This window comes from Streptomyces sp. NPDC006487 (assembly GCF_042870555.1).
Lineage (GTDB): Bacteria > Actinomycetota > Actinomycetes > Streptomycetales > Streptomycetaceae > Streptomyces.
Genome location: NZ_JBIAHN010000015.1, coordinates 59076 through 70349 on the forward strand (window position 1 = coordinate 59076; position 11274 = coordinate 70349).

Annotated in this window: 13 protein-coding genes and 1 tRNA gene; 3 read left to right on the plus strand and 11 right to left on the minus strand. The window is 68.4% G+C overall.

The features are described 5' to 3' along the window. Positions 1 to 13 precede the first annotated feature (13 nt). Positions 14 to 586, minus strand: a complete 573-nt coding sequence (locus ACFYM0_RS26200) for an RBBP9/YdeN family alpha/beta hydrolase (RefSeq protein ID WP_388505578.1) — start codon at positions 584 to 586, stop codon at positions 14 to 16. A gap of 86 nt (positions 587 to 672) precedes the next feature. On the opposite strand from ACFYM0_RS26200, the gene ACFYM0_RS26205 reads away from it, so the two are divergent. Both ACFYM0_RS26205 and ACFYM0_RS26210 read left to right on the plus strand, forming a co-directional pair. Further along, entirely contained in the window at positions 673 to 1284 is a 612-nt protein-coding gene (locus ACFYM0_RS26205) for a TetR/AcrR family transcriptional regulator (protein ID WP_388505580.1), read from the plus strand. A 50-nt stretch (positions 1285 to 1334) separates the two neighbouring features. After that, a complete protein-coding gene (locus tag ACFYM0_RS26210; RefSeq protein WP_388505582.1) occupies positions 1335 to 1793 on the plus strand; it encodes a MarR family transcriptional regulator in 459 nt (152 codons plus the stop codon). Here ACFYM0_RS26210 and ACFYM0_RS26215 read toward each other — a convergent pair. After that, a complete protein-coding gene (locus ACFYM0_RS26215) occupies positions 1790 to 2512 on the minus strand; it encodes a helix-turn-helix domain-containing protein (protein WP_388505584.1) in 723 nt (240 codons plus the stop codon). The genes ACFYM0_RS26210 and ACFYM0_RS26215 overlap by 4 nt on opposite strands. A 152-nt stretch (positions 2513 to 2664) precedes the next feature. Beyond that, positions 2665 to 2737: transfer RNA gene (locus ACFYM0_RS26220), tRNA-Leu, on the minus strand. Positions 2738 to 2836: 99 nt separating this feature from the next. On the opposite strand from ACFYM0_RS26220, the gene ACFYM0_RS26225 reads away from it, so the two are divergent. After that, complete coding sequence (locus ACFYM0_RS26225) at positions 2837 to 3496, plus strand: ANTAR domain-containing response regulator (protein ID WP_250744985.1); 660 nt, start codon at positions 2837 to 2839, stop codon at positions 3494 to 3496. Positions 3497 to 3572: 76 nt separating this feature from the next. Here the strand turns inward: ACFYM0_RS26225 and ACFYM0_RS26230 are convergent, their stop codons facing one another. The 8 genes from ACFYM0_RS26230 to ACFYM0_RS26265 all read right to left on the minus strand — a co-directional run bounded on the left by ACFYM0_RS26230 (position 3573) and on the right by ACFYM0_RS26265 (position 11259). Then, complete coding sequence (locus ACFYM0_RS26230; protein ID WP_250744986.1) at positions 3573 to 4289, minus strand: ABC transporter ATP-binding protein; 717 nt, start codon at positions 4287 to 4289, stop codon at positions 3573 to 3575. Further along, positions 4286 to 5203, minus strand: a complete 918-nt coding sequence (locus tag ACFYM0_RS26235; RefSeq protein ID WP_388505586.1) for an ABC transporter ATP-binding protein — start codon at positions 5201 to 5203, stop codon at positions 4286 to 4288. Before ACFYM0_RS26235 ends, ACFYM0_RS26230 begins: the two co-directional genes overlap by 4 nt. Positions 5204 to 5207: 4 nt before the next feature. Beyond that, complete coding sequence (locus ACFYM0_RS26240; RefSeq protein ID WP_388505588.1) at positions 5208 to 7040, minus strand: branched-chain amino acid ABC transporter permease; 1833 nt, start codon at positions 7038 to 7040, stop codon at positions 5208 to 5210. A 5-nt stretch (positions 7041 to 7045) separates the two neighbouring features. After that, the gene (locus ACFYM0_RS26245; protein WP_250744988.1) at positions 7046 to 7975 is read right to left on the minus strand and encodes a branched-chain amino acid ABC transporter permease; all 930 of its coding nucleotides are present in this window, start codon (positions 7973 to 7975) and stop codon (positions 7046 to 7048) included. A 144-nt stretch (positions 7976 to 8119) separates the two neighbouring features. Continuing rightward, positions 8120 to 9346, minus strand: a complete 1227-nt coding sequence (locus tag ACFYM0_RS26250; RefSeq protein WP_388505590.1) for a branched-chain amino acid ABC transporter substrate-binding protein — start codon at positions 9344 to 9346, stop codon at positions 8120 to 8122. Positions 9347 to 9647: 301 nt separating this feature from the next. After that, the gene (locus ACFYM0_RS26255) at positions 9648 to 10316 is read right to left on the minus strand and encodes a Tat pathway signal sequence domain protein (protein WP_388505591.1); all 669 of its coding nucleotides are present in this window, start codon (positions 10314 to 10316) and stop codon (positions 9648 to 9650) included. Next, complete coding sequence (locus ACFYM0_RS26260) at positions 10313 to 10741, minus strand: hypothetical protein (RefSeq protein WP_388505593.1); 429 nt, start codon at positions 10739 to 10741, stop codon at positions 10313 to 10315. Before ACFYM0_RS26260 ends, ACFYM0_RS26255 begins: the two co-directional genes overlap by 4 nt. A 38-nt stretch (positions 10742 to 10779) precedes the next feature. Further along, entirely contained in the window at positions 10780 to 11259 is a 480-nt protein-coding gene (locus ACFYM0_RS26265; RefSeq protein ID WP_327252179.1) for a hotdog fold thioesterase, read from the minus strand. Between the last annotated feature and the right edge of the window lie 15 nt (positions 11260 to 11274).

The following is an 11274-nucleotide window of genomic DNA, read 5'->3' on the forward strand; positions in this document are numbered from 1 at the left end:
CGCCCGCAAGCGGCTACAACACCTCACGTATAAGACGCACCGCGTCGGGCAACACCAAACGGCTCTCACCCGTACTCGGGAAGTGCCCGCCCGACGCGGTCACCCGCGCCTCCGCGCCCAGTTCCCGCGCGAACCGCACCACATGCTCACCCGTCGCCTCCCCGGTCACCGGGTCGTCCGCCGCGTGCAGCACACGGAACTCCCGCGCAGCCTTACGGATCCGCTGCCAGTCGAACTCCGGCGAGAAGAACGGCGCCAACGCGTCGTACCCCACCTCGCCGGACATCGACGCCACGAACACCACCCCCGCGAACGCCCCCTCGGCCTCGGTGTCGTGCTCCTGCAGCAGCCGCAGCACATTCACCCCACCCAGACTGTGACCCACCAGCACCGTCTCACCGGCCGGCGCACCCTCCACCGCCGCCTCCAGCTCCTTCAGCCACACACCGGGCTCCGGAGCGAACGGTTCGGGGAAGTTCGGAATCCGCACCTCGTGCCCCTCCGCGGCAAACTCCTCACCCGTCGCCGCATACCAGTGCTCCCCGGCATTCATCCCGTACCCGTGCGCGATCACGATCTTGCCCATGGCTCCGCCCCTCGTGGCTCTCGGTCGATCCTTAAATCGAAACGCTACGCCGCGTTTCGATAAAACGCTAGGGCTATCGTGAAGCCGTGTCAATCACTCCTTCGGGCAACCCGCCCCGCACCGGCGGCCGCCTCCGCAACGAAGACGCCCACCACTCCGTCCTCGAAGCCACCGCCGCACTCCTCGTCGAGAACGGCTACGGCGCCCTCACCATCGAAGGCGTGGCCAAGCGCGCCAACGTCGCCAAAAGCACCGTCTACCGCTGGTGGAAGTCAAAGCCCGCCCTCGTCATGGACGCCTACGCCCACGAAACCGCCGCCCGCGTCCCCGAACCCGACACCGGCACCCTCACCGGCGACCTCACCGCCTTCGTCACCGACCTCTACCGCGTCGGCCGCGACCCCGTCCGCGCCAAAGCCCTCACCGGCCTCATGGCGGAAGCCCAGCTCGACCCCGCCTTCGCCGAACCCTTCCGCGCCTGGGTCGCCACCCGCCGCGAGGTCGTCGCCACGCTCCTGACGAGGGCGGTCACCCGGGAAGAACTCCCCGCCGCCACGGACCTCGACCACGCGGTCGACCTGGTCTTCGGCCCCTTCTGGTACCGCCTCCTCATCGCCCACGCCCCCCTCGACCCCGCTGACGCCGAAGCCCACGTGGCCACCGTGCTGCACGGCCTGGCGGGCCGCGTAGGCGAATGAGTGCCAAGTCGCCTTGACCTCAAGCCGACTTGAGGTCATACGCTCGCAGTATGACGATCAAGGAATACACACAGGACCAGCTCGCGGCCCAGCCCATCGGCTACTGGGCCCGCGAGGCCGCCAACCTCGCCATAGGCGGCCTCCGTGCCGCCCTCGCCGAGGAGAACCTCACCCAGCCCCACTGGTGGACCCTCAACCACGTGGCCGCCTCCCCGGCCCAGTGGAAGCGAACGGACCTCACGGAGAAGCTCACCCCGTACGACGACCAGGACACCGACTTCGAGGCCCTCTACGACGACCTGGTGGCCCGGGGGTGGCTCACGGAAGCGGATGGGACGCTGACCCTGACCGAAGCGGGCGAAGCCGGCCGGGTCCGCGCGCACGACCGCAATGCGGAGGTGCACGCGCGGATGCGGGAGGGTGTGGACGATGCGGCGTACGCGGCGACCATAGACGGCCTGCGCCGCATGGTCGCCAACCTCGGCGGCAGCGGCGACCTGCCGGGCTAGTACTTCGGCCCGATGTGGGCGTCCATGAGCGCGACGGACTCCTTCCTCGCGATGGACACGTTGAAGGGGTCGCTGCCGCGGGCGAGGATCGTCCACCGGACGCCGACCTTGGCGAGGGTGTCCGTGCAGAGCTTCCGGATGTCGTCGGACTTGTTCGTGAAGAAGTACCGGGGGTACTCGTAGCGCTTGCCGTTGCGGACGGTCCAGTTGGTGACCCGGCACCCGTCGGAGTGGATCAGCCCCCGGATGAACTCCCACGGGTTCGCGTCGACGATTGCCTGCTGCCAGTCCTCCAGGGCGATGCGGCGATCATGCTTCTTGCCGGGTCCATGCTGAGGGAACAGGCACGTCCAGTGGTGGGTGTAGGACTTGACCTCCACGCAACCCTGCCGCTGGACCCGTCCCACTTTGGGGAAGGACATGACGAGGTGCATCGCTGCTTCGGCGGCGTCGATGAGGCCGGGCCAGGAGGCGTCGCACCAGATGGACAGGTGGTGCTGTTTGTACTTGGAGATGATGTGGCCGTCGCCGAGGTGGAGCCCCAGGAGATAGGCGTACGCGGGCTGGTTGATTTCTCGGACGGTGCATCTCGGGCAGTCGGTCGGCCGGACGTACGCCTCACCGCGGTGTCTTCGGTCCTCGGACCGCCACCAGCCGATGGTGCCGCGCGGTATGCCCAGGTGTTCGGCGACCACTCGATTGGTCACGCCCCGGCGCATCAGTAGGACTGCTTCTTCGCGTATCGAAGGATTGTGCTCCACCCTTGGGAGCTTCGTCGCTGTTCGTCCAGTTGGTCGCAATTCGAAGTTGCGTTCACTGCGACGAGTGAAGATCCTAAAATCGCTCGGCGACCTTGGAAACGAAGGAGAAGTGCCCCGGGTCGGATTCGAACCGACGCTGAATGGGTTTTGAATCCATGGCCTCTGCCGCTGGGCTACCGGGGCCCCTTCGAAACGAAGGATACCTAAGACCCTCCGTGTCACAAACATACAGGAGCTAGGTAGGCTCGGGGGAGCTGAATCGCCTTGCACCAAGGAGCCCCCGTGACCGCCGAGCACGAGTCGACGCCCACGCCCGACGCCGACCAGTCGCACGTTCCGCCGCTGACGACCCGCGTCGTCATCGCCGAGGACGAGGCGCTCATCCGTCTCGACCTCAAGGAGATGCTGGAGGAGGAGGGCTACGCCGTCGTCGGGGAGGCCGGAGACGGCCAGACCGCCGTCGAGCTGGCCCGGGAGCACCGTCCCGACCTGGTCATCCTCGATGTGAAGATGCCCGTCCTGGACGGGATCTCCGCCGCCGAGAAGATCGCGGAGGAGTCCATCGCCCCCGTGCTGATGCTCACCGCGTTCTCGCAGCGCGATCTCGTCGAGCGCGCCCGCGACGCCGGGGCCATGGCGTACCTCGTGAAGCCCTTCAGCAAGAGCGACGTCGTCCCCGCCATCGAGATGGCCGTGTCGCGCTTCGCCGAGCTCCGCGCGCTGGAGAAGGAGGTCGCCGACCTTTCCCTCCGCCTGGAGACGCGCAAGCTCGTGGACCGCGCCAAGAGCATCCTGCAGACGCAGTACGGGCTTTCCGAGCCGGCCGCCTTCCGGTGGATCCAGAAGACCTCCATGGACCGCCGCATGTCCATGCAGCAGGTCGCCGAGGCCGTCATCGAGGACGCCGAGGAGAAGAAGGCCGCCGCCGGCAAGGGCGAGTAGGACGTAGCGAGAACGAGTGAGGCCCGCCTCCGGATCCTGGATCCGGAGGCGGGCCTCACTCGTACACGAAGGGTGCTCAGTCCTCGCCGAGGTACGCCTTGCGGACGTCCTCGTTGACCAGGAGCTCGCGGCCCGGGCCCGACAGGACGACCTTGCCGATCTCCATCACGTGGCCCTGGTCGGCCAGGGAGAGCGCCGCCTGGGCGTTCTGCTCGACCAGCAGGATGGTGGTGCCCTGTGACTTGAGCTCGGCGATGGTCGCCATGATCTTCTGCATCATGATCGGCGAGAGGCCCATGGAGGGCTCGTCGAGCATGAGCAGCTTCGGGCGGGACATGAGCGCGCGGCCCATGGCGAGCATCTGCTGCTCGCCGCCCGAGAGGGTGCCGGCGGCCTGCTTGCGGCGCTCTCCCAGGATCGGGAAGAGGTCGTAGGCGCGCTGGACGTCCTTCTGGATGCCGTCCTTGTCCTTGCGGAGGAAGGCGCCCAGGAGGAGGTTGTCCTCGATGGTCATGCGCGGGAAGATGTGCCGCCCCTCGGGGGAGTGGGCGAGTCCGAGCGCGACGATGTCGTGCGCGGGGATCTTCTTGAGGGACTTGCCCTGGAACTTGATCTGGCCGCCGCGCGGTTTGATCAGGCCCGAGAGGGTGCGCAGGGTCGTCGTCTTGCCGGCGCCGTTGGTGCCGATGAGGGTGACGATCTGGCCGGCGTCGACGCTGAACGAGATGCCCTTGACGGCTTCGATCTTGCCGTAGGCGACGCGGAGGTCCTCGACCTCGAGGAGTGCGGTCACCGGTCTTCTCCGTCCGTGCTGCTGGTCGTGCTGTCCGTCGCCTCGTCGTGTGCGGCCTCGCTGTGTGCTTCGGCTGCTTCGACTTCGGCGAGTTCTTCGGCGCCGGGGGCGCCTTCGAAGGGTTCGCCGAGGTAGGCGGCGATGACGCGCTCGTCGCCCTGGACCTCGGCGGCGGTGCCTTCGATGAGCTTTTCGCCCTGGACGAGGCAGGCGACGCGGTCGCAGAGGTTGAAGATGAAGCGCATGTCGTGCTCGATGACGAGGACGGCGATGCCCTGGTCCCGGATGGCGAAGATGAGCTCTTCGGTGGCGCGGGTTTCCTGCGGGTTCATGCCGGCGGTGGGCTCGTCCAGGAGGATGAGGCCGGGGTCGCTGGCCAGCGCGCGGGCGATTTCGAGCTTGCGCTGTTCGCCGTAGGGGAGGTTGCGGGCGAGGTGTTCGGACTTGTGGGCGAGGCCGATGAACTCGAGGAGTTCCATGGCCTTCTCGCGGCTCGCCGCTTCTTCCCGGCCGAAGCTGGGGAGGCGCAGGAGGGAGGCCCAGAGGCCGACCTTGGTGCGGGTGTGGCGTCCGACGAGGACGTTTTCCAGGACCGTCATGTTGTTGAAGAGACGGATGTTCTGGAAGGTGCGGGCGACGCCGGCGGCGGTGACCTTGTACGACTTGGGCGGCAGGACCTTGTCCTTGTACCGGACTTCACCCTCGGTGGGGATGTAGAGGCCGGTGAGGCAGTTGAAGAAGGTGGTCTTGCCGGCGCCGTTGGGGCCGATGAGGCCGACGATCTCGCCGCTGCGCACGGTGAGGTCGACGTTCTTGACGGCGGTGAGGCCGCCGAAGCGCATCGTGACGCCGCGTGCGTCGAGGACGGTCTCCGCCGTGGTGGCGGGGGGCGTGTCGGTGGTGGTGGTCGTCATGGGTTCAGACCCCTGCCTTGCCGAGAACCGTGGGCGCTTCCATGTCCTCGTGGAGTTCGAGCTGGTTGCGCCGGTTGGGGATGATGCCTTCGGGGCGCAGGCGCATCAGGACGATGAGGGCGAAGCCGAAGACGAGGAGCTGGTATTCGCCGAGGAACTGGAGCTTGTTGGGGATCAGGAAGAGCAGTGATCCGCCGACGAGGGGTCCGGAGATGGTGCCCATGCCGCCGAGGACGACGGCGGCGAGCAGGAACGCGGAGTTCGGGGGCACGGCGTTGGCGAAGGTGTACTGGTCGGGGGTGACCGTGTAGCTGACGTGTGCCTGGACGGCTCCGGCGAGGCCGGCGAGGGTGGCGCCGAGGGCGAAGGCGATGAGCTTGACGCGGAAGCCGTTGATGCCCATGGCTTCGGCGGCGGTCTCGTCCTCGCGGATGGCGACCCAGGCGCGGCCGATGCGGGATTCCGCGCTGCGGCGGAAGACGAGGATCACGATGAGGGTGATCAGCAGCATCAGCAGGAAGTAGTTGGCGAAGCGGCCGATGGTGAATCCGGCGATGGTGTGTGTGGCGCCGAAGTCGAATCCGAAGAGGTTGACGTTCGGGATGCCGGCGATGCCGTTGGGCCCGTTGGTGATGTCGGGGCCGGAGGTGCCGTCGAGGTTGTTCATGGAGATGCGGAAGATCTCACCGAAGCCGAGCGTCACGATGGCGAGGTAGTCGCCGCGCAGGCGCAGGGTGGGTGCTCCGATGAGGACGCCGAAGACCATGGAGGCGGCGGCCCCGAGGAGGAGTGCGGCCCAGAAGGGGAAGTGCACGCCGAAGGGGGAGTTGGGGGAGCCGGAGACCAGGGCGGCGGTGTAGGCGCCGACGCCGAGGAAGGCGACGTAGCCGAGGTCGAGGAGGCCGGTGAGGCCGACCACGATGTTCAGGCCGAGGGCGACGGTGGCGAAGATCAGGATGTTGACGCCGAGGTTCGCGTACTGGTCGTCGGTCTGGGTGAGGGGGAAGGCGGCCGCGGCTGCGAAGGCGCCGACGAGGGCGACGTTGCGGTGGCGGGTGGTGAGGGCGGTGACGCGGGCGAAGAGGCCCGCCTTGTTGAGCGCTGCGGCACCGAATCCGGCGGTGATCAGGAAGCCGACGAAGAGTTCCTGGTACGGGGTGGTGATGCCGTAGGTGAAGACGGTGAGCGCGAGGCCGAGGACGGCGGCGATCAGGAGGATCTCGGCCCAGGCCGGGAGGGCGCGGGCGGGCTTGACGGGGCCGGAGGCGAAGGCGGCCTTGAAGGTCGTCCAGCGGTTGCCGGCTTCGTGCTTGTACTTGTCCCAGGCGGTGTCGTCGGGGTCGGGGCCTTCGAGCGTGGGGCGCTCGAAGGGGAGTCCGAAGGCGCCGATGACGGCGATGAGGCTGACCAGGGCGGCGATGCCGGCTCCGGGTTCGAGGTCTACGAGGAGTCCGAGTTCGAGGACGATCGAGACGACGGTGTACCAGGTGGTGGCGAACGCGGCGAGAGCGGCGAGTTTGATCGCTGCGTCGGCGCCGGCGGGGGTGAGCCAGCCCAGGCCCTTGGTGCCGTAGGAGGCGAGTCCGAAGAGGGCGGTGAGTGCGCCGCCGATGAGGACGAGCCACTGGAGGCCGGCGGGGGAGCCGTAGTAGGTGAGGTCCCCGGGGAAGGCGGTGCTCCAGGTCCAGGAGAGGAACGCGGAGACGACGGTGAGTGCGCCGCCGGCGGTGGCCAGCGCGCGGGCCGTCTTCTCGGGGAGGGGGATGAGTCCCTTGGCCGGTGCGGTGGTCTTCACGGTGTTCTCGGTGTTCGCGGTGTCCGCGGTGATGTTCGTCATGGAGGTCACACCCTGTCCGCCACGCGCTGGCCCAGCAGGCCTTGTGGCCGGAAGAGGAGCACGAGGATGAGAAGTACGAACGCCCAGGTGTTACCCCAGGACTGGCCGCCGAGCTGTTCGAAGCCGGGGATGTCGGCCACGTAGACGGTGGTCAGGGTTTCGGCGAGTCCGAGGACGAGGCCGCCGACCATGGCACCGTAGATGTTGCCGATGCCTCCGAGGACGGCGGCGGTGAAGGCCTTGAGGCCGAGGAGGAAGCCCATCTTGAACTGGACTTCGCCGTACTTGAGGCCGTAGGCGACGGCTCCGATGGCGGCGAAGACGGCTCCGAGCGCGAACGCGGTGGTGATGATGCGGTCGGTGTTGATGCCCATGAGCTTGGCGGTGTCGGGGTCCTGGGCGGTTGCCTGCATGCCGCGGCCGGTGCGGGTCTTCTTGACGAAGAAGCCGAGGAAGGCCATGGATATGGGGGCTGCGATCAGGAGGAAGACGTCGCCGGTCTGGATGGTGACGCTGCCGAGGTGGAAGGGTCCGCCGGGGATCTCGGGGAAGATCAGGGAGGATTCCGCTCCGGGGTACCAGGCCCATACCGCCTGCTGGAGGGCGATGGAGAGGCCGATGGCGGTGATGAGCGGGGCGAGGCGGGGAGCGTTGCGCAGGGGTCGGTAGGCGAAGCGTTCGGCACCGACGGCGATGAGGGTGGCGACGATGACCGCGCCGATGATCATGAGCGGAAGGGCGATCCACATGGTGGTGCCCCCGGGGAGCATCAGCCAGACGGTGAGCGCTCCGAATCCTCCGGTCATGAAGATCTCGCCATGCGCGAAGTTGATGAGCTGGACAATGCCATAGACCATCGTGTAGCCGATGGCGACGAGCCCGTACATGGATCCCAGTAGCAGGCCGTTGACCAGCTGTTGCGGCAGTTCGTGCACCGCAGGTCCTCCGAGTCTTTCGACGGATGTGACTCCGCGCGGGGCGCTTTTTGTGCGCGCCCCGCGCGGCAGGTGGGTCGTGCTCCCGTGGCCGGCCGTTCGAGCGGACTACCGGCTACGGGTCGTTCGGGTGGTCAGTGGGGGTCAGCCGAGGGTGCCGGACTCGACGGACTTCCACTCGGTGCCCTCGACCTTGTAGACGGTGAGCTGCTTGTTGGTGGCGTCACCGAACTCGTCGAAGGAGACCTTGCCGGTCACACCGTCGAAGGAGACGCCCTGGACGGCGGCGAGGACCTTGGCGCGGGCGTCGGCGGGGAGCTTGCCGTTGTTGGCGTCGACGGCGGCCTTGACGGCCTCGATGATCGCCCAGGCGGAGTCGTAGGAGTAACCGCCGTAGGCGGCGAAGGGCTCCTTGTATCCGGCCTTGGTGTAGTTGGCGACGAAGTCCTTGGCGGACGGCAGGCTCTCGACCGGGGCGCCGACCGAGGTGGCGAGGTCGCCCGCGGACTCGGCGCCGGCGAGCTCGACGTACTTCTTGTCGTAGATGCCGTCACCGCCGACGAGCGGGATCTTGGTGCCGGAGGCCTTGATCTGCTTGCTGAGCGGGCCGGCCGCCGGGTACTCGCCGCCGTAGTAGACGACGTCGGCGCCGGAGCTCTTGACCTCGGTCACGATCGCGGAGAAGTCCTTGCTCTCCGGGTCGATGTGGCCTTCGCCGACGACCTGGCCGCCGAGCTTGGTGAACTCGCCCTTGAAGGTGCCGGCGAGGCCCGCGCCGTAGGTCTTCTTGTCGTCGATCAGGAAGACCTTCTTCTTGCCCGCCTTGTTGAAGAGGTACTGCGCCGCGAACGGGCCCTGGATGGCGTCCGTGGTGGCGGTGCGGAAGTAGCTCTTGTAGGTGCGGACCTTCTCGCCGGTGGCCCACTTCGGTCCCTGGGAGAGGGACGGGCTGGTGTTGGCCGGGGAGATCTGGGCGAGCTTGGCGTCGTCGAAGACCTTCTGCATGGACTCCGAGACGGAGGAGTTCAGCGGGCCGACGACACCGAGGACGTCCTTGTCGGCGACGAGCTTGGTGGCGTTCTGCTGGCCGGAGGAGGCCTGGGCCTGGTCGTCGAGGGCCTGGATCTTGAAGGTGACGCCCTTGACGTACTTCTTCTCGTTGGCCTGCTTGGCGGCCAGGTCGGCGGAGTTCTTGATGCCGAGGCCGAGGGCGGAGAGGTCGCCGGTCAGCGGGGCGTCGACGCCGATGACCACCGTGGTGTCGCCGCTGCCGGCGTCGTTGGTCTTTTCTCCGCGCGATCCGCAGGCGGTGAGGGTGAGGGCGCCCGCAGCGAGCGCGGCGGTCACGGCAATGAGAGAACGCTGACGCACGATCAGTCCTTTCCTGGCACTGCGTCCCCCGTGGGACGCACCGTGTCGAACGCGGGGAACCGAACTGAAAGGAATCCGGCTGGTCGCGGTGACTGGCCGTGACTCTAAGCGGGTCTTAGGACGTTATGGAGGGCTGAGGCCAATGATGTGACTCTCTTGTTATGCCACGGCGTAATGCATAGCGGATGTCTGCGGGTGGAAAGGGGGAAATCCGGCCGGTTCGTCTTGTCCGCATGCTGAGACCGGTGAGGAGTGTTGGGTGGTTTGAGTACTGTCACGCCAGGACTCTGGGCCCTTTTGGTCATGACGGAGGCGAGGTGCTCGCGTCTCGATCTTCGGGACAGGCCCTGGTCAGGGCGGTGGAGAGATCTCGCGCATAACGGTCACCGGGGATGTAGCTGTGATCCTCTTTCTCAAACCCATTACTTAGGGTTACTTCCAGGAAAGGGAGTCCGGAATTCCGTGCCACATGCACGCAGTCTGTGACTCGAATCCGTACGGCGAGGTCACGGGCCTCGCCCGGGGCGAGCGTGGCCGGAAGTGGTGGCTGGACCTCGACCGTCAGCGCCCGCGAGGACTGCGTCAGCCGCTCCAGCGTGACGGCCGGACCGGCCCCGGCGCGCACACGCACGGTGAACGCGAAGGCCGCGGCGGAGGGGGTCTGCCCGGGGTCCTGTCCGGCGTCCTGCCCGGCCGGACCGGCGTACGCGAGGGAGAACGCCTGCGAGGGTGCGGGCGGCCGGTACGGGGCGGGGCGCGGCCGGGCCGCGTACAGCGCGGCCCCGGTGGCGAAGACGGCGGACGCGCAGGTCAGCGCCCCGAGGGCCAGGACGGTCCGCCGGTGGCCCTCGTAGGCCTCGCGGAGCCGCCGGACGGCTGGGGGTGTGTGCGGGGTGCGGGGGGCGGCGTGCGGGCCCTCGTGGGCCTCCGTGCCCTCCCCGGGCTCGACCGGGCCGATGCCGCCGCTCACTGCCAGGGACCGTCCGTCGGGGCGCCCGAACGGTAGCGGTCCTCGCAGCGGCGCTCCGCCTCCCGGGCGGTGAGCTCGCGCGCGGCCGCAGGGCCCTTGGTGTCCCGCTCGGCTCGGGCGTCGGCGAGGACGGCGCGCAGGATGTCGTTCTGGCCGCCGGACAGGCCCATGGACTGGTAGTCGAGGGCGACGGCGTCGCGGCCCTCGCCCGCGTCGAGGATGACGCCAGCCCAGTGGGTGATCAGACGGGTGCAGACGTCCTGGGGCGCCGGTGCGGCGGTGGCGGCGGTGGCGGCGGTGGGAGGGATGCCGGTGGGAGGGATGCCGGGATCGCTGCCGGCGCAGCCGAGCAGTGCGACGGTCAGCAGTGCCGTCGCCGTCACCGCCGCGGCCGAGGTGCGCCGCGGCGCCGGTCCGGATCCCATGCGGGAACGCTAGACCGGCGCCGCTGCGAGGGCAACGGCTAGTTGTGGCCGTCCTGTTGCGGGTTCACGTCGCGCAGCAGGCAGGTCAGGCGGGCGGTGCAGACCCGGCGGTCCTGTTCGTCCGTGATGACCACCTCGTAGGTGGCGGTGGAGCGGCCCCGGTGTACGGGGGTCGCGACGCCGGTGACCAGGCCGGACCGGGCGCCGCGGTGGTGGGTGCAGTTCAGGTCGACGCCGACGGCGACCTTGGTGATGCCGCCGTGCATCATCGCGCCGACCGAGCCGAGGGTCTCGGCGAGCACGGCGGAGGCCCCGCCGTGGAGGAGTCCGTAGGGCTGGGTGTTGCCCTCGACGGGCATGGTGGCGACGACGCGCTCGGCGGAGGCTTCGAGGATGCGGATGTCCATCCGCTTGCCGAGGTCGCCCGCCGAGAACAGCGCGGGCAGGTCGATGCCCAGGGCCGTGTACTCGTCGAGGACCTCCTGCGGGAACTTCACCGCGTGCTGCTGCTCGCCCATGGGCCGACTCCGTTC

What these genes read in the sequence shown, in the direction of transcription:
- ACFYM0_RS26200 (WP_388505578.1), bottom strand. Translation starts at nt 586, where the DNA reads ATGGGCAAGATCGTGATCGCGCACGGGTACGGGATGAATGCCGGGGAG.
- ACFYM0_RS26210 (WP_388505582.1), top strand. Translation starts at nt 1,335, where the DNA reads ATGACGATCAAGGAATACACACAGGACCAGCTCGCGGCCCAGCCCATC.
- ACFYM0_RS26215 (WP_388505584.1), bottom strand. Translation starts at nt 2,512, where the DNA reads ATGCGCCGGGGCGTGACCAATCGAGTGGTCGCCGAACACCTGGGCATA.
- ACFYM0_RS26235 (WP_388505586.1), bottom strand. Translation starts at nt 5,203, where the DNA reads ATGACGACCACCACCACCGACACGCCCCCCGCCACCACGGCGGAGACC.
- ACFYM0_RS26240 (WP_388505588.1), bottom strand. Translation starts at nt 7,040, where the DNA reads ATGACGAACATCACCGCGGACACCGCGAACACCGAGAACACCGTGAAG.
- ACFYM0_RS26260 (WP_388505593.1), bottom strand. Translation starts at nt 10,741, where the DNA reads ATGGGATCCGGACCGGCGCCGCGGCGCACCTCGGCCGCGGCGGTGACG.
- ACFYM0_RS26265 (WP_327252179.1), bottom strand. Translation starts at nt 11,259, where the DNA reads ATGGGCGAGCAGCAGCACGCGGTGAAGTTCCCGCAGGAGGTCCTCGAC.